Annotated in this window: 16 protein-coding genes; 8 read left to right on the top strand and 8 right to left on the bottom strand. The window is 38.4% G+C overall.

All coding sequences use genetic code 11. From position 1 onward, the window contains the following. From BAZ21_RS26475 to BAZ21_RS26460, 4 genes are all read right to left on the bottom strand, one after another. A partial coding sequence (locus BAZ21_RS26475) for a contractile injection system protein, VgrG/Pvc8 family (RefSeq protein WP_256022758.1) occupies positions 1-1,848 on the bottom strand: 1,848 nt, incomplete at its 3' end. A gap of 973 nt (positions 1,849-2,821) precedes the next feature. Continuing rightward, on the bottom strand, positions 2,822-5,713 hold the full coding sequence (locus BAZ21_RS26470) for a DUF3427 domain-containing protein (RefSeq protein ID WP_068505836.1): 2,892 nt from the start codon (positions 5,711-5,713) through the stop codon (positions 2,822-2,824). A 1-nt stretch (position 5,714) separates the two neighbouring features. After that, the gene (locus BAZ21_RS26465; RefSeq protein WP_068505835.1) at positions 5,715-6,113 is read right to left on the bottom strand and encodes a (deoxy)nucleoside triphosphate pyrophosphohydrolase; all 399 of its coding nucleotides are present in this window, start codon (positions 6,111-6,113) and stop codon (positions 5,715-5,717) included. Positions 6,114-6,932: 819 nt separating this feature from the next. Continuing rightward, positions 6,933-7,442: a hypothetical protein gene (locus tag BAZ21_RS26460; RefSeq protein WP_068505834.1), complete on the bottom strand. Its 510-nt coding sequence runs from the start codon at positions 7,440-7,442 to the stop codon at positions 6,933-6,935. A 103-nt stretch (positions 7,443-7,545) separates the two neighbouring features. Here BAZ21_RS26460 and BAZ21_RS26455 point away from each other — a divergent pair, with 103 nt between their 5' ends. The 8 genes from BAZ21_RS26455 (at position 7,546) to BAZ21_RS26415 (ending at position 19,698) form a co-directional block, all read left to right on the top strand. Beyond that, positions 7,546-7,980, top strand: a complete 435-nt coding sequence (locus BAZ21_RS26455) for a TIR domain-containing protein (protein WP_218061447.1) — start codon at positions 7,546-7,548, stop codon at positions 7,978-7,980. Between the two features lie 42 nt (positions 7,981-8,022). Beyond that, the gene (locus tag BAZ21_RS26450; RefSeq protein WP_068505842.1) at positions 8,023-9,558 is read left to right on the top strand and encodes a TIGR02677 family protein; all 1,536 of its coding nucleotides are present in this window, start codon (positions 8,023-8,025) and stop codon (positions 9,556-9,558) included. A 30-nt stretch (positions 9,559-9,588) separates the two neighbouring features. Then, on the top strand, positions 9,589-10,815 hold the full coding sequence (locus BAZ21_RS26445; protein ID WP_218061446.1) for a TIGR02678 family protein: 1,227 nt from the start codon (positions 9,589-9,591) through the stop codon (positions 10,813-10,815). A gap of 11 nt (positions 10,816-10,826) precedes the next feature. After that, entirely contained in the window at positions 10,827-14,936 is a 4,110-nt protein-coding gene (locus BAZ21_RS26440) for a TIGR02680 family protein (protein ID WP_084011948.1), read from the top strand. Between the two features lie 9 nt (positions 14,937-14,945). Next, positions 14,946-16,355, top strand: coding sequence for a TIGR02679 domain-containing protein (locus BAZ21_RS26435; RefSeq protein WP_068505833.1), 1,410 nt, complete (start codon positions 14,946-14,948; stop codon positions 16,353-16,355). A 435-nt stretch (positions 16,356-16,790) separates the two neighbouring features. Next, a complete protein-coding gene (locus BAZ21_RS26430) occupies positions 16,791-17,639 on the top strand; it encodes a copper amine oxidase N-terminal domain-containing protein (RefSeq protein WP_068505832.1) in 849 nt (282 codons plus the stop codon). A 192-nt stretch (positions 17,640-17,831) separates the two neighbouring features. Then, entirely contained in the window at positions 17,832-18,125 is a 294-nt protein-coding gene (locus tag BAZ21_RS26425) for a hypothetical protein (RefSeq protein WP_176718224.1), read from the top strand. Positions 18,126-18,582: 457 nt separating this feature from the next. Continuing rightward, a complete protein-coding gene (locus tag BAZ21_RS26415) occupies positions 18,583-19,698 on the top strand; it encodes a recombinase family protein (protein WP_256022746.1) in 1,116 nt (371 codons plus the stop codon). A 76-nt stretch (positions 19,699-19,774) separates the two neighbouring features. Here BAZ21_RS26415 and BAZ21_RS29255 read toward each other — a convergent pair whose 3' ends face one another. From BAZ21_RS29255 to BAZ21_RS29250, 4 genes are all read right to left on the bottom strand, one after another. Then, on the bottom strand, positions 19,775-20,062 hold the full coding sequence (locus tag BAZ21_RS29255; RefSeq protein WP_068505830.1) for a hypothetical protein: 288 nt from the start codon (positions 20,060-20,062) through the stop codon (positions 19,775-19,777). A gap of 268 nt (positions 20,063-20,330) precedes the next feature. Further along, complete coding sequence (locus BAZ21_RS26405; RefSeq protein ID WP_068505838.1) at positions 20,331-21,023, bottom strand: endonuclease V; 693 nt, start codon at positions 21,021-21,023, stop codon at positions 20,331-20,333. Continuing rightward, a complete protein-coding gene (locus BAZ21_RS26400; RefSeq protein WP_068505829.1) occupies positions 21,013-21,483 on the bottom strand; it encodes a toxin-antitoxin system YwqK family antitoxin in 471 nt (156 codons plus the stop codon). Before BAZ21_RS26400 ends, BAZ21_RS26405 begins: the two co-directional genes overlap by 11 nt. A 23-nt stretch (positions 21,484-21,506) precedes the next feature. Continuing rightward, a partial coding sequence (locus BAZ21_RS29250) for a YwqJ-related putative deaminase (protein WP_256022741.1) occupies positions 21,507-22,355 on the bottom strand: 849 nt, incomplete at its 5' end.

The following is a 22,355-nucleotide window of genomic DNA, read 5'->3' as shown; positions in this document are numbered from 1 at the left end:
CGCTTGCTCATGCTCGTATTGACTAATCAGTCCTTGAAGGGCTAATCCAGCCAAGTATTTTAACGGATGAACTCCGCTCCCCTTGCTGTCTCCTCCAATCGTAGGTGTTCCTTTGCTCCGAACTGGGATCGATGCAGTTGCTTGCAAAACAGTTGCCGCTACTTTACCTGCGGGGCCACCCACCGTATTCAACATCACATTGGCTACGTTCCCCACTACGGGAATGGAACCTAATAGCTTGGATATCGTTCCCATCAAAGCATTTGCCTGTTGAAGCGCTGCCGGACTTGTGACTTTTGCGGTTGGGGTAGAGGCTTGGCTGCTAGATGAATCCTTGGCTGCTGACTGAGCTGCCTCATAGGCTTTGATGCTCATCAGTGGCGGCTCAGGCACAGGAGGGAGGTCAGCTACGAAAACAGGTGCCTTCACTGTACCTTCCTGATAAATCACTGGAGCTTTGGTATCCGTCTCACCATCCAGTACCATGCTGCTGGCTCCGCCTTTCAGATACAGTGCTGTTCCAGCTTCGAGTGATAGCTCCTCACCTGCGTCGAGCTTCACGTGACCACCCTGAATCTGTACATTCCCCGGACTGTTGATGGTGATGCCGTTACCTTCATGCAGTGTAATCGAAAATTCCCCAGAGGTAGACAGGGTCAGTTCTTGCTCAGACATTTCTACGCCGCTACCTTGCACATGTTGCCATACCTTAACATTCGGCTGTCCATTCGCGTGGCGTTGTTGTCGCAGCGAATCCGTTACATAGGCATCCTGTTCGCGGTGTGTAGGCAGATACAACTCCACTTGTTCTCCGATTTCAGGCATATCGTACCAGCCACTATGTTCTTCAGCGACATAACGGGTGGCCACGGGAAACCAGCAGGCTTTGGCAGGATCTTGCTTCGGATCGATGTCGAGTTGAAGCTGGACGAAATCCTGCTGTACCTTCAGCACCGTTCCTGTCAGTGAAATCCCGGTAGCCTGATCGTTTTCATAACAGGCATAGCGGATATCTTTTTCGGCTTGAAGATCGTAACGGGTTCGCAGTAAGCCATCTGCTAACGTTGTCACTGCCCGAACCACGACCAGTTCTTTACTTTGTCCAATCGGTAACGTGATCAGGTCACCCAGCGCATAGTATTGCAGGCTTTCAATCATATAGGTGACATACGAGCTAGCACGTTGTTCTCCCGGCTTTTCCGCATTCAACTCATGAAACGTTTTTCGCACCCGATAAAAAACATCCCGCTCCACCTTATGCTGCTTGCCTTCTGGCATCCCAAAGAAAACCTTGGGCGAGGCTGCGGTTACCTCTGGCACAAGTACGGAACCAAAGCGAGAGGCGAGGCGCTTTAAAAATTCCCAATCGGTCTCCTCATATTGTAAAACAAATGCCTCCAGTTTGGCATAGTTGCTTACGGTATCAATGGCATCTCCATACTGATACTTTCGAATCATCGTAGTGACCAGATCATCATAAGTGCGGTGAATATCTTGATAGGAGCGTCTTTTCACCTTGATATCCATCTGATACGAATGGGAAGCGGCCTCCAATTCAAATGTATACACGCCTCGCACACAATGTACGGACATACGCGTAACAACCCCATGGAACAGCCTTCTCAACGATTGTCCCTGATCATTCAACTGACGAATCACAATTGGTTCTTGCTCCATATCCTGTCCAATACAGACTGCTCCTTGTTCTTCGGAGAGCATACCACTGATATGTAAAAAGGCATGATCATTAATGGCACGTGTTATTTGAAGTTGTTCAATGTGTTGTGGCTGAAAGGGACTATAAAAGCACAGGCTTTCATATCCGATTCCATCTGACAATACGCTCAAGTGAATTCATGACTCCTTTCTAGATGCGATGGGTATTTCCAAGTAAAGTACGTCATCTTGAATTTGCTTCCGAATTATAGAAGCAGTAGATGGGTACAAATTTGAGTCGAGATAGATATGTATTACAAGGTTTGTTTACTATAAAGGTACGAGAGGTGATATTTAATAAACAATCCAGCATATCTATTTATCGGTTAAAAGGGAAATTTAGTTTACAGAATGACCCATTGGAAGCGGTATTTACAATGTGTATTTTTGGAAGGGATAGGTGTGGGAAGGAGTTTACTTGCAACTGAGAATTTCTGGACAGGTCAGGACATGATGCCGTTTTAATTTCAGTTGGTGGTACATAGAAATCAATAAAGTTCAAATGTAGCCATGAGATCGATAGAATTAAGAGGGAGAGAGGGGCTTACTGAAACTAAGACAGTTGCGAGGAAGAGTGGTTTTTGATATAATAGGTAAAAAATATAATAATAAGAAATATATTACTTTTGTTTTCTCAACACATGTGGAGTGCGTGGTAGTAATATATCGAGATAAGAAGCATTGATGGACTAGGGATTAAGAGCAACTTGAATATGTTCCTGCATTCAAAAAAACGCTTTAGGGTTGAGTGCGGGAACATATATTTTTTACATATATAAGGCACACGAGAAGTCGATGGTATAGATATAACAAAAGACATGTAGAAACGGTTTGTTCCTTCATATATAGGTTCGTGAGAAGTAAAAGGGGAGCTTGCACGACGGATATAGGGTATATGAAGGCAGTAAAGGTGTAACATTGGAAAAGAAGAGCTGTGCTGGTAACACAACTCTTCTGGTAATAGCCGCGAAAGCTGGCTTGGCTTAAGCCCACGATCAAAGCAAGTCGACTCGTAACAAGTATATATTGTGTTTTCACCATGTCTTGCGTGGTGTTAAACAAATCCAGGAGTTAGTGAAATTTCTTAATCCGATGGAATTTAAATCTAAAATTTAGTCAAATATCCATACAGCTTACTCTCCACTGAACTTTCCAATACTAGATTCATATGCACGACGGATATTGACTTGCCATTTTTATCGAGCATAGATGCTTGGACGGCGCTTTTTGGGTCGGGATGAACTTTACCCAGATAGTAAAATTCAGTTCCATCCGCATCGTCTTTTTTCACGAATAAATATAAGTCGATCTTTAAGTGATCTGCCTCAAGAATTGTTTTAACTTCCTCAGATTCAAGCGTTCGTCTACTTCTTGTCGACCACTTCAGAATTTCTGGACTAATAAATTCTTCCTGATAGTTTGTGCTCGCTTCTATTTCGTCATGTTTGTGATAAGTTACAAAGATTGGGCAGGTCTGATGTTTTGTCTTGTACCCGTACATCGTGGAACTTTCATCGTTATGCCACTTTAATAGTTTACATGAGTCTTTTCTAGAATACTTCTTATACAAAGTTAACGGCTCACTACACATATACTGCTCATTTTTATGAAAAGCAGTTTGAACAATATCTACGATTATTTGTCTGAAATAAGTATTGTTCTTCAAGGATTGAGCCATCATCGCGTGAAAAGTAAAATGTTGGTCCTGAGTAAATTCAACGATTGGCGAGTCTCCATAATTTTTCTTCGTCGGTTCAGTGAAAAAAGACATGTCCAGAACCCGTTTAACGGATTTAATCGTTTCAGTATCTGTATAGCAGCCTTTTTCCTTGAGGGAATTTACATACTCCTCATAGGTAACATTATCTTTGGCAAGCAACAGCTTCAGCAGTACAATTTCATGCCTGCGTTTTCCATTCAAAATTTCAGCCGATAGCATCGTCAAATATTTTTGTTCCTGCTCGCATAGGGGGGGCACAGTCTCCTTGATCTTCTGTAAAAAGTGATAGTAGCTTGAGTGCTTGTCTGCAAAAACAAGTGGATCAATTGAATCATGTTCAATAAAATCTATCAATTGAGGAATTCGATTTAACCGATTTTTGAGTTCGATATATGCTTCTCTCAGGATTTTAAGCTCTGTTAAATTACTGTCGCTAATTGATCTGAAAATCTGTTGCATCGCGATTTCTTCAAAGTTGATGGTCGAGACGCCTTTAATATAACTGGTGTCCTTCATATGGCGACGTATGTTATCCTTGTTTTGAGACTTGTCTCCAGAGAGGGCAATGGGTATCAAATAGTTGTTTTTATAGTTGCCAATAAAGTCGATGATTGTGACGAACTCTTTCTCCGGGTGTTTGCGTAGACCGCGACCTAACTGCTGGATGAAGACGATACTCGATTGTGTTTGACGCAGCATTACAACTTGGTTAATACATGGAATGTCGATTCCTTCGTTAAAGATGTCCACCGTAAGGATGTAATCCAGTTTTCCGGATTCAAGATCAGTGACACTGCGAATACGTACTTCCTGACGATCACTTCCAGTCAAAGCTATGGTACGATAACCTCTCGCATTTAGCATCTCCGATAGCTGAAAGGCCTCTTGTTTGCGACTGCAAAAGATCAATCCTTTTACCGTTTCACCAGAATGTCCATAATATTCTATCTTTTCGATTAAGTAAGAAACCCGTTCGCTCGTAACGAGTTGAGAGAGCATTGTCGTATCATCAATAAGCTGACCGTTGTGTTCAAAATCAGTGACGCCAAAATAGTGAAATGGACACAGTATATCCTCTTCCAAAGCTTCCTGTAGGCGAATCTCATAGGCGATATTATAGTCAAACAGTTCATAAATGTTAAAGTTATCGGTTCGCTCTGGAGTAGCGGTCATGCCGAGCAGAAATGCGGGCTCAAAATGATCAATAACTTTAAGATAAGAACCTGCTCCGGCTTTGTGAACTTCATCAATAAGGATGTAGTCAAACGCTTTAGGATCGAAATTTGTTAAAACTGAGTTTTTAGAAATGGTCTGTATTGTTGCAAAGAGATATTTGGCATGTTCAATTCTGCTGGTGCCAGATAGAATGCCATAATCACCATCCTTACCTCCAATAATTCGTTGGTAGTCGGACATGGACTTTTGCAAAATTTGTTCTCGGTGTACTATGAATAGCATTCGATTTGGTGCAAAGTTTCTTACGTCAAACGCAGAAAGATAGGTTTTGCCTGTCCCAGTCGCCGAAATGACCAAACCTTTATGCGATCCGCTATTGCGGAGTTCCAGCAGATTTTTTAACGCACGTTGCTGCATTTTATTAGGCAAGATTGGACTATAGACGGTCTGAGGGATCTTTTCAGGAATTAGAGGCATTGCCTCTTGAACTTCCCGGTTTGCTTTCTGAGTCTCTTCATAAAGAATTTGATAAGCTTCGATCCATTTGCGTGTTAGCGGAACAGCATTTTGCCATGCCTTTTCAAATTCATTTTGGAACTGTCCTAGAAGCCCACCATGTTTGAAAGTAGTCAGTTTCACATTCCACTCATAGTTGGCTTTTAACGCCGCAGCTGTTAGGTTCGAGCTTCCCATAATGATAGTTAAGTAACCTTCATGCTGAAAGACATACCCTTTGGCATGAAAACCGCTTAGATCCGTCAAACGAACTTCAACATTTGTGATCTTCAACAACTCTCTAAAAATTTTTGGTTGGTTGAAGTTTAGATAATTTGAGGTTAAGATTTTTCCGGTTATTCCACGTGTTTTTAGATCAGCTAAATGAGACTTGAGGGTGGCCAAACCACTCTCTGTAATAAAAGCAACGGAAAAAGTGAAAGAGTGACAGCGAGATAGTTCTTCCAGCAAAGGTGTAAGGACATAATCATTCGTCTCCTTATTATTGACCAGAAGTTTAGGCTTATATTGATCCAGAGAATTTTGCTGCTGGTTAATAAACGCCCAATTTAAAGAATCATTTAAATGCTGGATGGGAGTGTTCATTTTATTTGGCCAACTGCTCCCGAATTTTCTTTACAGCAGGAATGTCGGCAGGTGCCCATTCCAGAGACATCAGCTCATGTGCGGGCAGCCACCGGATCGCAATGTGTTCAGTCAATGTGGGTTTACCGCTCACTAGGTGACAATAGAAAGTAGACAGATGAACAAAACCAAAGTCATATTCGTACACAGTCGTCTCGATCTTCTCGCCAATCTCAATCTCACAGTTCATTTCTTCGTCGATCTCACGTTTTAATGCAGCCTGAGGTGTTTCGCCTTCCTCAATCTTTCCGCCAGGGAACTCCCACTTGTAGGCCAAGGTTTTAGTAGCTCCTCGCTGCGCACAGAGGATATTTTCATTTTCGATGATGACAGCTCCAACAACGTGAATATGTTTTTTCATAAGTTCCCTCCGGTATACAGCTTGTTGTTTATGTAGCGAGTTCTACATTTATAATTCCTATTTTATTATAGTGTGGGGATTTCGGCTACATAGTAGAGGATAGAAATAAGCAAGGTATTTGTACCACATTTTGAATGGCAGTTAGGAGATAAATAGAATAAGGAATAATTAGGTGCAGAGCTGTCAACCCTGTGGCTCATTTTTAGCTTCCTATCGTGTCTGCTCCCATGTGCATATACGTAGATTGTTCGACCTCAGTACACACTACAAAGCTGATACGGTGCCCTTGATTATTTGATTAATATATTTCTGGGGTAATTGAGTACAAGTGTGGGTTCGTTTTTTAGTTGATCTTTTAAGATGTCCCTCTCTACTGGATACTTCGTAAAGAGCTTTTTCAGCTTTTTATTATCTTTTTTCGGCTGTGCATAATTTTATGCTATAGGGATAAACTTGAACGGGTATGCAGACGATAATACAGTTCAGGTTGGGAGTATGCGAATCGTATGAAAGCGGTGACAATAATATATAAGTTATTGTTGGCGTTGTAATGTTTGAGGAAGAAAGTTATAACTGTATCAATTGTGAATAAAACCCCAATTTATCGAAAAGAGCATTGTCTTACCTAGATACTTTCGGGTAGAGCAATGCTCTTGTTCTAAGTGTTGATGTAAAAGAGGATTTATATCATAATGTTGAAATTATAGAAATTAATATTTATTTTTACCATCAATTTTATATTGTTATTAGTATTTTAAAGAGATACCTAAAATATATTTTTTCATCAATTTCGCCTTAAATGGAGGTGAGGAAGAGAAGTTAGGAGGTTTTAGACCTTTTTTGAAAGTAATTTTCAAGGAATGGGAAGAAAGATACGATTTCTCTACTCCATTTTTTGTAAGTATTACGTGTTAAATTAATTTCTTTGAGAATCTCAACAGTGCTATTGTCTGTTTTATAAATCAAACAAATGAGTTTGACCATCTTTTCAGGGTAGATCTTCTTCTGGAAAATGTTCGATTTATTGTCGTTTGAAAAGGATTGTCCACAGTCAAGGCAGAGTGATCGTTTCTGTATTCTTCCATTCTTTTTGGTGTGGCTGCTGCGACAGTTGGGGCACATGATTGTAGTATGTTTTGAAGGTGAATTGTTTATTTTTTTGTCAATCTTGTTAAGAAGCAACCAGGTGTTTTTACGAAGCTCTTGTAGCTCCTTTATTGAATTACAGTTTTCTAAATAATGGTACTGATCTGTATAATCATCCATCACTTTTACCTCCTTAATTGTATGATTGCAAAATTCATTTACTTCAAACTGTTTTATAGCCATATTATATTTACTCTTCTAATCTTAAACAAGGCTGGGGATGGTAAAAAAAAGAAGTTGGTTGTAGAATGTGTTTACCGACTAATTTTGGAGGGAGTCCCATCGCATGGTGACCATATTTCTTGGAAGTGCAAATACGCCAAGCGCACTTGATGATTTAAGAAAGATAGCAGAGTTAATTGAAGAAGTAGGACATGGTGTCGTCCCGTGGACTTCACCTGGGGTGTTCCCTCTCGGGAATCATATGAGCGAGAGTCTTGACAACATCTGCAAACACGTAGATGCTGCAATCCTTATATTCAGTGAGGATAATCAAGTGTTGTTTGGTAACGAGTTTAATTTGCACCCTAAGCCTAATGTCCTTTATGAGTATGGTTTATTTAAAGGCCATTTAGGACTTGATCGGACTATTATTTGCAGAAGAGGGTCTTCATCCATACCGTCAGATTTAAGCGGTGTAATTTACTGTAACTTGGACAGAGAGTATAGGGCGGAAAGAGAACTGCTGGCATGGCTGAGACGACTAAGCCCTAGAAAATAAAAGGAGAAATAGGCGGATTTTTTGGAGAATAAGGAGGTTATTGTGGACAAAATCCCTAATTTGCAATCGTTACGCGGAATTACGGAATTAAAATACGTTAATGCGGAAAACGTTACCCGTTATCGTGCTATAATGCGTTATGTCTACCAACAATATCAAAAATTAAACTATTGGCTTAAACCAGAACAAATCTATGAGGGTTTGTTAGAGTGGGACTTACATAAAAATTACACATTAGAACAATGCCAAATAGATCTTACTCAATTAGCGGAATGGGGTAATTTGACAGCACAGCATGATGGAGAACGCGCAGTTACCGTTGAAGAATATCTTCGTAAAAAGTTTCGTTATCTACTAACTCCCTATTCCATTGAGATTGAAAGAATGCTTGAGAGCTTGGAATCCATTCGAGGTTATGGAGGCTCATTGGAACCGACTCTATTTGACACAATTTCAGATACATTATTTAAAATCAGGGAGAATGCAGGTGAATATGAACCGGCTAAAGCCTTGGAATATTGGAGGTTGTTATTTAGTTCATTTCAAACTTTACATGAGGCATCTGTGGATTATATCGCAAGTCTTCAAACAGGAATGGCTGAAGACTTGATGGCCACGGATAGTTTCTTATTATATAAAGATTCGATCACTCATTACTTACAGGATTTTATACAGGCACTACAGAGACGTTCATATAAAATTGAAGGGAACCTACATCAGATAACATCTGGAGTTCGAGATCTATTTTTGGGTGCAGTAGTGGATGATGAATGGCGCATACCTAAATTGGAACAACTAGTAACCAAGGAACAATACTTGAATGAACTTCTAGATAAATGGAACAGTCTCAGCAGATGGTTTCTGGGGGATCACGATTCAATTAGTGATTCTGTTTTATTGGAGCGTGCTACAAAGGAAGCTATTGTAAAGGTAGTACGGAGTGCCGTTCGTATCCAGGAAAGAAAACGTTCTAATATTAGCAGGAAGCAAGACCTGGATTACTTAGGTAAATGGTTTTATGGAATTCAGGACCTTGATACTGCACATAAATTATCGGCATATGTGTTTGGTCTATTTTCTGCTCGTCATCTACAAGGTGAAGATTCACGTGAGTCTGACAGTAAAGAAATGTCAATGTGGAAAGAGAGAGCAATTCCACGAACGATCCGTCCACGAAATAGAAAAAGAAGTGAACGACATGACATAAAGGCAGTTATTGATAACAGTACATTAAAAGAACAATTCAGAGATGCATTTTTGATTAAGCAAAAGCAAGAGTTAGAATTTTTAATTCGTATGGTTGATACTGGGAGTATTTCTATTTCAGAATTTGAAACCATAAGGGAATTGACTAGGCTACAATTGTTAGCATGGATTAGTCGCTGTAATGCTTCCTCTACCAATTCATTTCAGACTTCAGAAGGAGTAAAAATAGAGTTGAGTCATCCTCCTGATAAAGAACGTGCTCTACTTCATTGCGAAGATGGCACGCTTGAGCTTATAAATTACCGTTTCAGATTCGTGGTTATTAATCGTAAAGCTTGGACTGACCAGGTAGCTTGGTTTAATGAATTGTAACCAGAGAACGTTATCTTGGGGGATATGTACATGGTGAAGATTAAAGTAGGTAAGCTCAGTACTAGAAGACAACGAATGAACCGTCCAGATCGTAACGAGATTGAGGAAAGAAAACAAATTTGTATGAATGCTTTATTGAATCGTCCGTGGATTGATAAGGAAAAGAATGCCGAAATTTATTATTGGATTAAAGATCAATATTTTGAAATAAAAGAATGGTTCATGAATTATACGGGCTATTCCATTATAATGAACAGAAACTTCATTAAACTGGAAAAAGTTCCAGCAGAGGTCTTCCCGTGGATGGGGTTTCAAGAGTTTCGTGAACCAATGGATTATGCCTTATTTACATATAGTCTGTGGTATTTAGAGAATAAAACAGAGGGCGACCAGTTTTTGCTAACCCAACTGGTAATTGAGATTCGACAGTACATGGTGGAGCAAGGGTTGGATGTGGATTGGAAGAATTACTACCATCGTTTATCCATGGCGAGAGCGTTAAAAAAATTAAAAAATTTGAATGTTGTTCGTTCCGTAGATGGTGAGGAGGCGAATTGGGCGTCAAATCATGAACATCATGATGTGTTGTATGAATGTACTCTTTATTCGCGTTATATGTTAAGAAGTTTCCCAGCGGAGTTATCCAGCTATACCAATATGGCTGAGTTAAAGGAAACAATGACTTATGGGTGGGAAGCTGCTGAGATAGATATAAAAAAGAGACATGAATTATATCGGCGTTTTCTACTGGAACCTATACTATTAGATTACCAGTGGCATGGTGATCCGTCATATCTGCATCGAGAAGCAAATTTTTTAATGAAAAATATGAAGACGATGTTTGGTTGGGAAGGTAGTCGTTACAGAGAAGGAATTCTTTTGTTCGAAACCAATACGATGTCTGAATCAGAGGTGTTTCCAACACAACTTGCTTTGTCTGATTTGGCAATGCTTTTGTGTGGAGAAGTGCGAAAGATGGCTGTAAGCGCAGAATTGGATCTAAAGGTTGATTTGAGTGGTTTTGTGCGTTTAACAAAAAATGAAATTGAACGTATACTTATTCATTTGAAATCATCTTTTAGCGAGTTTTGGACTAATGAACATACAAAAAAGAAATCAACTGAGTTGGCTGAACAAATATGTGACCATCTCGCTGAATGGGGATTTGGATATTGGGAAGACCACATGTTTTTTGTACTGAATGGAGCAGCAGGAAGATGGGAAGTTAAGTATGGATCAACAGAGCAGGACGATTAGGGGGAACTTATGTGGAACGGTGGCAGATGAACAGGGCTGGAATCCTGAATTTTTGGTATTACGATGATGAAGAATTTCTATTTGAAGAAGGTAGATTAATTTTACGGGGGACCAATGGTTCTGGCAAATCGGTCACTATGCAGAGTTTGATTCCTCTTGTACTCGACGGAGATAAGAGACCCGAACGTCTGGATCCATTTGGGTCACGCGATAGACGTATTGAATATTATCTGTTAGGTGATGGGAATCAAGTTCACACAGACAGAACAGGTTATCTTTGGCTTGAATTTTATCACCCAATAAAAAATCTGTATAAAACAATCGGTATTGGCATTAGGGCTCGTCGTGGTGTAACACAGCTTGGCTTTTGGGGATTTCTAATTGAAGATAATCGAAGAATTAATGAAGATTTTTATCTGTATGATCGAAATTTGTGGCTGGAAGAGGGGAATAAGATACCTCTCAATAAGAAAGTTTTAGAAGAAAAAATAGGTTCTGGTGGGCAAGTTGTTCAGGAACAAAATGCATATCGAGATATGGTGAACAAGGCGATATTTGGATTCAGAGAAACGGAGTCCTATAAAGATCTATTAAAGCTATTATTGGAACTACGGAGCCCTAAGTTATCCAAAGATTTAAAACCTTCGTCAATCTATGAAATTCTTAATAAATCTTTGCCTCCACTTATGGAAGAAGACTTAAGCTCATTATCAGATGTTCTTGAGGATATGGACCAAATTACTGACCGTTTGGATGAACTTCAATTACATGTGCGGGAACTTACTAATCTTGAGCAAAGTTATGCTCGCTACAATAAATTTTTATTACACCAGACATCAAATAATATTGTCAATAAACGGAAATCTTACAATCAAAATCTGAGCCAATTAAAACAAGCAGAAAAGCAGATCCAATTGTTAGAAGAGAAGAAGGATAAAGTTGTTCAGAACTTAAAAGATTGTAAACAACGTCTTGGAATTGTAGAAGGGGACCTTGAAGTTTTAACCCAAGGAGAGGCTATGGGGAAACAAAAAGAATTGGAACTTTATGAAGAACAATTAAAGGAAATTCACAAGCAAATTAATATACTTACAGAGAAAATTACTTCTAATAAGGCTAAAATAGTTCAACTAATTGGGGAGATTTCAAAATTATCTGATTCATTAAGCCAAAATGAAAAGGAACAAGAAGGAACGATTGGTGAGTTGGAAGACCTGGCGCGAGTGATTGAATTCCATGAGCATGACATTTATCATGGCATTTGGAGCCGGGGGATTCCTGAAGAAAATCAATGGCGTAGAAATTGGGAACAAGATCTGAATTCTCATAAGAAACGGCTGTTAGCTGCTCGGGAAACTGCTAGGAAAGAGGGGGAGACATCAAGAGCCGCAAAAGAAATGGAAATACAGCTTGGAGAAGTTCTTCAACAGCGCCACCAAGCGGAAGAGGAACAGAATATACAAGTGAAGAAGTTCGAGACAATAAAAGAACATATGAGAGAGAATTTAGTCTCCTGGTATCAGGAACTAAAGTTTCTGCCTGTGCAGGGGGAGCAACTGAGAGAAAGTCTGCGTGCTTTAACTGAACTGGATGTTACTGATCGTCAGTATGAGCCTGTAAGGCAACCGGCTCTGCAAGTTTATGAGCAACAAAAAGAGTCGTATATACAGCAAAGAGTGCGCTTGAACCAAGAAGCAGTTTCTATTGAAAATGAGAAACTTAAACTTGAACAGGAACTTAAGGAATGGAAAGTTGCAAAGGAACCTGAGCCTAGAAGAACAGAAAAGAGAAAGTCAGCACGGGAAAATAGGAAACCAGGCTCCGGCGCGCCATTATATGCAGTATGTGACTTTAGTGAAACTTTAACGGAAATTCAACAGGCACAACTGGAAGAAACACTAGATCAGGCTGGATTGCTGGATGCTTGGATCTTACCCGGGGGGCAAGTATCAATAATCGAACAGCCAAATAATGAAGAAGTATGGATTCAAATTCAACCTTCGAGTCAGATAAATGGTAAGACACTCTGTTCGGTTCTACATGCGACACCTACAGAAAAAAGTGGGTTATCAGTAGAAGATATTAATTATGCACTGAATTCTATTAATTGGAAAGATCAGAGTACTCTATTGGATAACTGCCGTGAACAGCATGGAGCGTTAATTACAGAAACAGGGCGTTTTAGCTTAGGACCTCTTTCCGGAAGTAATAATTCAAAGTCACGCTCTGAATTTATTGGAGAGGCTAATCGTTTACGGACAAAACAATTGGAAATGGCCAAGCTGGAAGTAGAAATACAGCATCTAAAAAAACAATTGAATAACATTGATCAGCAGTTGCATGAGTTAACTATGAAGCAGCAAAATATGGACCTTGAAATTAAATCTTTCCCTCAAGATGCCGAACTGCAAAACCAACTGGAAATGGTACTAAAAGCAACAATTCGATTGGAACATTCAATGGAACAAGAACAAAAAGTAGAGGAACGATACAAGTTAAAAATATCAGAATGGAGAACCATACAGGTAGAATTGATGGAACAAACAGCAGATTGGTCTCTACTTAAAAATGAATCACAGATCAACGAGGCAATAGATCGTTGCTCTGTGTATTACGGTTATATCTCCGAGTTGCATTCACAATGGCTTCAATACCGAAACACCTCAGAAATTAAGGCTAATCGAGAAGAACAATACTCAACTTTACTTATGTTAGTAGAAGATGATCAAATAGAATTAGAGGATAAGCTAAGTCGTAAAGTGAAACGGACAGAGCAAGTTAAGCTACTTCGTGAAATCGTTAAAAAATTAGGAATTGAAGATATTCATAGACGGATTTCGGATTTTAAAGAGGAAAAAGAGTTGTTAGGAAAAGAGCTATCTCATTTGCATGAGATTCGAGAAGAGCAGAGCACTCAATTAGGTAAAGCTGAAGGGCATCTTGAAAACTGTTATGTAAAGCTAAGTGAAAGCCAAGAACTGCTTAACGATGGAATTGAAAAATGGAAAAAGGAAATACATTTAGGTCTACTACCCTTATCAAAAGAAATCAATGAGTCAATTACAAAGGAAATGCTTATAGAGGACATCGTTAACTATTGTAAGCAGATTGTAAGAGAGTATGGAGAAATGTTCTTTAATGTGACTCAAGAGCGAATCGTTAATGATCTAACTAAAGAATTTCATAAATCTAAAGCCGATTTGCAGGAGTATGCCATTGATATGGAATATGGAGCTACTGACTCCAGCAGAATTACTATTCTCTCTAAAAGAGATCGCGTACATCCCCTTACCCCAAACATTTTATTAAATGAGTTAAATCAACTGATGGGAGAACAAGAAATTCTATTAACTGCTAAAGACAGAGAACTCTATGAAGAAATTATTATTGGAAGTGTAGGCAAAACAATTCGTAAACGAATTCACCGTGCCAAAGCTTGGGTTGTTCAGATGGATGATTTAATGAAGCAGAGAGATACTTCAAGTGGTCTAAAGCTTTCATTAAAATGGCTTCCGTTACAACGTAAAAATGAAGATGAACTAGACACGGAAAAACTGGTCAGTCTATTAATGTTAGAACAACATCGGATGGATGACGAACAAGTTGAGCAAGTCATAACTCATTTTCGGACGAGAATTCTACAAGCAAAACAGGAGGCCTATAGAGAGGATGGAGTTTTGCGCAATTATATCTACTCACAATTGGATTATCGTATGTGGTTTGAGTTTAAATTGGAACACATAAAAGGAGATAGAACAAATTATACAGAACTGACTGACTCGAAGTTTAATGTTCTAAGCGGTGGTGAAAAGGCTATGGCGATGTATATTCCTTTATTCGCAGCTACGTATTCAAGATACAGTGAGGCAAACCAGGATGCACCAAAAATAATCTCATTAGATGAAGCGTTTGCGGGTGTAGATGATGCTAACATGCGAGACATGTTTCATTTGCTCACTGATATGGGCTTTGATTATATCATGACATCCCAAGTGCTATGGGGCTGTTACGATACTGTGCCGAGTCTGTCCATCTATGAAATCTATAGACCAAAAGATACAGAGTTTGTTAGCTTGTTCCACTATCGTTGGAATGGAGAAAGTAAAGTCTTAGTTATTTAGAGGTGTATTATGGAACTGTTAAATCGTAAAACGGCGAAGCAATACTATTCAGACCCTTCACTTGAAAATCTGTTGAAAGCAGTGTTTACCAAATACAAAGGGCAGAATGGTGTAAAAGGCAATGCTCGTATTATTGTGAGATCAAAGACTGAAGCTGAAAAGTTGCAAAATTACTTTGGTAGCCGAGTAACTCAGTTGATATTTCCTGGTTCTGAAGTAGAAGTTCATTTAGCTATTTTTTCTGAAGAATTAGAACGGGGGTATGAATTAACCATACCTGAACTTTACGAAGTGTTGTATAACAGTCAGTTACTCACAAATCGGGAACAAAAAGAGTTGAAATTATCAGCGTGGATTCAGCTTTTTGAGAAAGTCGAACACGATTTTATAAATGAATTTAACATTACTACAGTAGAACTTGAACAGTTTTCTCAAAAGACGTTTAACTGGTTTGGTAGGTTGAAGAACGGAGAGGGCGAAGGTTATAGAGTTTTAAAAAATATTTCTAATAAAGGGGAGGACGCATATTCGGATTTATTTGTCTGTGTGAGTGCATTATGGTACCTTTTTATGAGAAAGAAAGAAATGCTTGTGAAACAAGGCATCTCTACTGGAAAGATCAGATTACCTACTTTTGCAGCTCATGTCACAGAAGATCCTCATGCATTTGATAAAAAAAGGGCGGGAGGAAGGCTATTATGGCATGCTCTTCATGACATAGATAACCATAAATCAGTATTTGATAAGATTCAAAAAAATGAGAAAACAGTTGTTCCTGAATATCTATTTGAACGACAGATTTATAGGAATTTCGATGTATTGGATGATGATCTTAGTTCTATTTCGCATATTTTCGTACCCAACCTTGTTAGAGGGACTTCTCCTCGCACAATCAACTTGAGAGAGGTTGAGGAAATTCAGCAGCTTCCTAAGTATTCAGCATTATATATTATTGAGAATCCGTCTATTATCTCTTATCTCGCGGATGAAACCATTCACTTTCTAAACAAAAATGACCTTTCGCTAGAACAACTTCCAATAAACTTCCCAGTTCTTCTCTGTACTATTGGACAAGCTAGAACTGCTTCTAAATTATTCATAGAAAAATGTCTTGCCTCAAATCCAAATTGTGCTATCTATTATTCTGGTGATATTGATGTACCTGGTATTCAAATGTTCTACGGAATGAAAGAGCAATTCATAGCACAATTTAATGCCTGGCGCATGGATTCTTTTATATACCGTAAGTATGTTGCTCCCAAGAGTAAAACTTTATCTGAAGAGGACTTGAGACTGCTTAGAAGTGATGAAGGTGTGTTGGAAAGAGAGATGGTACAGATTGGAGCCAAAGTTTATCAGGAATCGTTTGGTAAAGAGTTGGGTAAAGATTGGATTGAAGTTATATGTGGGGCTATATAAATATATGTTCCCTATTTAAGGTGTGTCTTCTAATCTAAGCAAGCCATACGAGAATAAAATATAACGTCAAAAAAACCTGAAAGTGCAGGTTATCATCTCATTTATTTAACCCACTAGAGCTTTATAAAAAAGTCCGAAGAGAGTTTTTAGAATCACTGACACTAACTCGTAAAGGATTATAATCGAAACTGTACATATGACGATGCGCCAGATAGTTTATATGGAGCAGTTCAATTGATTCAGTCGGTCAAGAGTTTACAGTTTTATGACCGCAGTTTGTTGTTTTGAGGCTTCTGCTAGATACATCAATTTTAATTTTGATCCAATCTCGGTAAGCTAACGAGCAGGAAAGCGCAACGAATTTTATCCAGTTGCGTCTTAATATGGAGGGAAGTTACTGCGCAACAAATTTAACCAAAAAGGGAGCTATCATTTATGAAAAAAGCATTCTTTGGGGTTTTTCTTGCAATCTTCTTATTTATTTCATCGTCAACTACTTATGCAGCAGAAAATCAAATCAAAATTGACGGTGTTGCTATTGCATCCGATGTGAAGCCTGAAATTAAGGACAAACGTACAATGGTACCTCTACGTGTTTTTAGTGAAAATTTGGGGACTAGGGTCGAATGGTCCAATTCAAAGGTTATTCTCACTAAAAGCGATATGAAAGTAATATTAACATTGAACAGTAGTACAGCGGAGAAAAACGGTAAAAAGATGCTGCTTGATGTTAAACCATACATGAAAAATAATCGTGTATTTGTTCCACTTCGTTTTATTGCAGAGACGTTTGGATGTAATGTCAATTACAGCAAATTTGCAGTGAATGTTGATACTGAACCATTGTTTATAGACGGTGTACAAGTAAAAGCATTACAACATGAATACCATATGACTTTGGGTGGCGTAGTTCAGCAGATTAATGGAAATGCATATAACAAAACAATTTATAATATTTTTGTAAAAAACAAAGGTAAGAAGGTCGAAGCACCTGCAAACTACTCTTGGAGCTTCTCTATTGACACACTTGGGTCTTATTATAAAAATGCACAATATGATTTTCTAGATCAAAAAGGAAACAGCTTAGTTCATTTTGATGTTTATTCTTTAATTAGTCCTGTTCCATCTGAACTTTCAACAAAATATCCAGAGATTTTGATTCATGACGTATCTAAGGATGAGTGGTATTTGTTTAACGATATCGGAAGAAAATCCATTAATCAGTTAATTGATACCGCTGCAAAGAACGGTTTTCTGACGATTATAAGTAATACAGTTGTATAATTTGAGTTTTCTTATTACACATAACAGGCAGTTAAATAGATAGAACGTATTTGTGTCCATTTACGTTTTGATAATAAGACGCCAGCATTAATATTGTCTACCTGTTGGCTGTAATAATATATCGATGCCAATAGACGATTGTTATAATCACCGTTTGGTTTAATCACGGGTATGTGAGGAGGTTAATATCCTATGGACGGCTGGAATGAGGAGAAGGCTCTGGAGCAGAGTGATATTAATATTCATCAACTGACTAGCGAGATCCATCAGATTTTACACAAAAGGATTGACAAGCTAGGTGTAGCATACGGCATCGTTAGTGAATTTAGTTATAACCCTGAGGAACCACCGTTCTGGACTATTACTATCGCGGACTCTGAAACCGTGCTTACCTTGTCCATCTTGTTCCAATATGTGAAAGAGTATAGAAATTTGAAGGATGCATTAACTCATTTTATACGTGATCACTTCCCATACTTCACTTAAGCAGAGTATCAGCGGTGAAAGGAAATTCAACTAACGAAAAATGTTAGTTCAACAAGGAACTACCTTATTAAAGGTGGTTCTTTTGTTTATTTAAGCAAAAATTAAAAAGCAACAATTACATAGCCCATTTTGAAAGGATTCGATGAGAAGAAAATTACGGAACAAATCATTATAGAATATCTAAATGAACTCCAATCGACTGCGATAACCAAACAGAAATATGCAGATTACTACAATGATCAGCATGCTATTCTCAAGAACTATGCGATGCAAGAAAGTCGAAGCGATCAAAAGCTCATTTTCAACTTTCCACGTAAGTTTGTAGATAATGAAGTCGAGTTGCCGTATTCTTTTAACGAGAGAACATTAATACACTGGATACAACAGGTGAAGTATTGCTGACCATCCTGAGTTCTCTTGCACAAGACGAGAGCCGAAACATTTCTGAAAATAGTCGATGGGCATATTACGTGGCTTCCAAAACGGCAAAGTCTTCTGCAACACCACTCGCTTCCTCGGCTATGATAAGGATGAGCAGGGTGAACTGGTGATTAACGAGCCAGAAGCAGAGATTGTACGGCGCATATATGAAGAGTATTTGGATGGAAAAAGCTATCAAGCGATAGCCAGAGGTTTGATGCGAGACCAAATTAAAACAGTCACGGGTGGCGATACTTGGTGGGATTCCTCCATTACCTTAATTCTGACCAATGAGAAATATTACGGAGCTTTGCTTCAGCAAAAGACGGTAACGGTAGATTTTCTAACCCACAAACGAATAAGGAATAAAGGACAGGAGCAGCAATATTTAATTGAGGACAACCATGAACCGATTGTCTCGAAGGAAATATTCGAAGCGGTGCAAAAAGAGAAGGAACGAAGAGCCAAGCTGAAAGGGAGTGTGATGGGGGAGAGTAAAAGATACTCCAGTAAATATGCACTAAGCAGCAAAGTGTATTGTGAATGCTGCGGAGCTATTTTTAAACGCCGAACCTGGAACAGCAATAACCCATCCAAAAAAGTGGTATGGCAATGCAAAACGTATGTTAATAAAGGTAGAGCAGCGTGTGATGCCAAATCAGTCGATGAACAAGTTTTACATTCCGCGTTTGTGCGATTGTTCAACCGGATGTATAAGAATAAGAAAGGATTCATTAAAACGCTGAAAGGCAATATTGAATCGGCACTTTCCAGAAAGGTAGGGCAAAAATCGCTATTGGACATTGAATGGAAGATGCAACAATTGAAATCCGACTTGAAGGAATTAGTGAATCTCAAGCTGCGGAATCAGATGGACGAGAGCGTATATGATGAAGAAACGAACAGACTTTCCAGTGAGCTAAACGAGCTACGGCAACAGATGCTGATATTAGAGGAGGAAGAGGGTCAGAAGGGAAAAATCAAGGAACGTGTCGATGAAATCATACAAATCCTAAGCTCACGGCAAGATATACTGGAACAATTTGATGATAACCTATTTAATGCGTTGGTGGAGAAGATAACCATTCTCTCACCAGCGCATTTTGTTTTTACCTTGAAAAGTGGAATGAGCATAGATGAAATATTGGGCTAATAAATTATAGGCTAATCTGATCATTGTTAAAAGTATTGATGAGCAAACGAAATCATAGGCTAAAACTATCAATAGGCTAACGAGTAACTGTGGGTTGTATGACGGGAAGGATCAATCGAATCCCGTCTTTAACTCCTTCCTTATACATAGATTGTTTGTCCTGACTTAACTGATAGCCTATGGCTTCTTCCCATTCGGATAGTAGTTGCTGAATATCCCTGTTTTGATTCATTTTGAATTGCTCAACTTGAGTGAACAGATTTTTGTCCTCTGATGAACATGAAGCCTGTTGTTCATTAGCGAGTTCTAATTGATAAAATCGTTGGCGTAATGCTTCGAGAAACCAATCTGGCCGATTTGACATTTTGTGCTTTCCCTCCCGTGGTTGAAGTGTGTGTATGTTAACTCTGATGGGGAGGGATGGCAAGTCATTGTTCTTCGTCTAGAAAATTGGGACTATTATGGTTATTTGACTGCTGATTTTAAGCATACAAAAAGCTTATTCCTACTCATTGAATCAAGTTGAAATAAGCTTTTGGAAATCTATCAAGTTGTTAGTGCTTGATTTGTTAGTTGGATTGTTCGATTTTGTTATTGAGTAGCAAAGAGGTTACACAAGATATTTTAAAGACCTATTTTTCATATTTTACAAAACGTTTTCTCATTTTTTTAGTCTCTAAATCGGCTTGTCTTACTGGTATAGGTAATCTACTTTCGTTATTAATTAATGCTAACGTAATATCAGTGACGGTGTCTATATCGATCCAATTACCACAAGAGATAAATATGGGTTTGACATGTTTGTGTGTTCTCAGTACTCGTCCATATATTGTGCCGTTTATCACAATATCGGTGAATGCCCCTTCTTTATCACTAGGCATAACAAAATCAACTGCCCCAATTTTTAAGTAGCTTTTTGCAATACCTATGGTTGGCTTATTTAAATGGAAAGAGGCATGCGTTGCAATTCCCATATTTCTAGGATGCAAGTAACCATTTCCATCAAACATCACAATTTCAGGATCAAAGGATAAAGTTTTGTACGTATTAATAATGAGAGGTAACTCTCTAAAAGATAAATATCCCGGTATATACGGGACTTTGATTTCATCTTTTAAAAACTTTGTCTCAATTATAGCTTTCGTCAAAAAATCCACGACGCATATGCAGCAAACTGCAATTGTCTTTTCATCTTCTTCCCAATATGCTAAATCAACCCCTGCAATCAACTGTATATTGTCTTGGCTAAAACTATTTTCTAACTTTATATTTTGAGATAAGTCATATTGAATTTTATCAAAGTTTTCTGTTATTTTATTCTCCATTTTCTTTAGCCCAAGCATCATATTTGTCAATCATACTTTTTTCGAATTCACTAGGCTCTAGCTTTTCGGTTATTAACTCCCCATTTATATCCCACTCTTTGTAAGTTAGCTTAAAACCATATTTACATTCTGCAATAGATTTTATTGCTCCATTCTCAAACCAAGAAGTGGATTTTCCTAATAACACACCCTTATTCATATTTTGAAAACTTTCTAACTTACCATTCTCATAAAATTTTACATATTCGCCCTCTGAAATCCCATTTACATAATATGAGTAGTAGGCTAAATTTCCATTTTTATATCTCTCAAATACAAGACCCGATATTGGCTTTCCGCCATCTTCTATGGGTTTATCAAAAACTTCTTGTCCGCTTTTTCCTGAAAAACAAACATCTTCAGTAAATTCAATGCCTTCCTGCAATACTTCTTCCATCGATAAAATGTTTAATAACTCCATTATTTTATTGCCCCTTTGTTCCTTCACTTTTTATTACTGTCGGATATAATATTAAATCCTTTTAGAATATAATTACAATGCGGACATGTCGGGAACGGTACATTAGTTACAGGCTTTGTTGCACTTCCGGGTTTTATAACATATATTATTAGATTGTCAATACTAGCATTTGGATTAGCTAACAAAGCCTTGTTCGCAGCATATACTTCTGCATGGGATCCAGCACCATGTGTAAACTGACTATATGAATCATAAACATCCTTAGGCATATCTTTAATTCTCGCTTCAATAATTGGATGTAACTCTTTTGGCACAAACCCATCTACATCATTAATTGCTGTATAAAACTTACCGGTGGTATTATCATAGGCACCGGCTACGGCTGGACCTAATTGCTTATTTGTAAGTCCACTGTCTTTTAGCATTTGAGCTTCATCTATAACATGTTTTTGGAGATTTGAAATTTCTTCTGATGTAAAATTAGCTTTAGTTTGAGTAGGTTTTTGCGTCCCCTCTAACGCCTGTCGGTTCTTAATAGCATCAAGAGTAAGCTTTTCTTTTTTTACATATTCCCCAAACTTGGATGATTCCCTTGCAGCCTTGCTCTGAGCGATATTTTGTAATACTCGCTGTTTTATTTGCTCAGATGGATCTACTTTACTTATTCCTGTCCCTTCCGTTTTAAGCGACATACCGGGTTTGGAAGACGTAGCTTTTGTTATTCCTGTCCCCGGAGTTTTAACGGTAGGCTTTGGAACTTTAATTGATTTAGAAGGTATCTTTATATTCCTGCCAAATTTAGCACCGTATAAACTTCCAACCATCTGAAATTCAGAAAATACACTACTAATAATAATCGCATTTGCCTGCCA

Source organism: Paenibacillus kribbensis (assembly GCF_001705305.1).
Lineage (GTDB): Bacteria > Bacillota > Bacilli > Paenibacillales > Paenibacillaceae > Paenibacillus > Paenibacillus kribbensis_B.
This window is presented reverse-complemented; position numbering and strand designations above follow the sequence as displayed.

Bases quoted from the DNA above. Each gene is read 5' to 3' on its own strand.
- BAZ21_RS26430 (WP_068505832.1), top strand. From the start codon at position 16,791: ATGAAAAAAGCATTCTTTGGGGTTTTTCTTGCAATCTTCTTATTTATT.
- BAZ21_RS26405 (WP_068505838.1), bottom strand. From the start codon at position 21,023: ATGGAGAATAAAATAACAGAAAACTTTGATAAAATTCAATATGACTTA.
- BAZ21_RS26400 (WP_068505829.1), bottom strand. From the start codon at position 21,483: ATGGAGTTATTAAACATTTTATCGATGGAAGAAGTATTGCAGGAAGGC.
- BAZ21_RS26455 (WP_218061447.1), top strand. From the start codon at position 7,546: ATGGTGACCATATTTCTTGGAAGTGCAAATACGCCAAGCGCACTTGAT.
- BAZ21_RS26460 (WP_068505834.1), bottom strand. From the start codon at position 7,442: ATGGCTATAAAACAGTTTGAAGTAAATGAATTTTGCAATCATACAATT.
- BAZ21_RS26470 (WP_068505836.1), bottom strand. From the start codon at position 5,713: ATGAACACTCCCATCCAGCATTTAAATGATTCTTTAAATTGGGCGTTT.
- BAZ21_RS26465 (WP_068505835.1), bottom strand. From the start codon at position 6,113: ATGAAAAAACATATTCACGTTGTTGGAGCTGTCATCATCGAAAATGAA.
- BAZ21_RS26415 (WP_256022746.1), top strand. From the start codon at position 18,583: ATGGGCATATTACGTGGCTTCCAAAACGGCAAAGTCTTCTGCAACACC.
- BAZ21_RS26435 (WP_068505833.1), top strand. From the start codon at position 14,946: ATGGAACTGTTAAATCGTAAAACGGCGAAGCAATACTATTCAGACCCT.
- BAZ21_RS26425 (WP_176718224.1), top strand. From the start codon at position 17,832: ATGGACGGCTGGAATGAGGAGAAGGCTCTGGAGCAGAGTGATATTAAT.
- BAZ21_RS29255 (WP_068505830.1), bottom strand. From the start codon at position 20,062: ATGTCAAATCGGCCAGATTGGTTTCTCGAAGCATTACGCCAACGATTT.
- BAZ21_RS26445 (WP_218061446.1), top strand. From the start codon at position 9,589: ATGGTGAAGATTAAAGTAGGTAAGCTCAGTACTAGAAGACAACGAATG.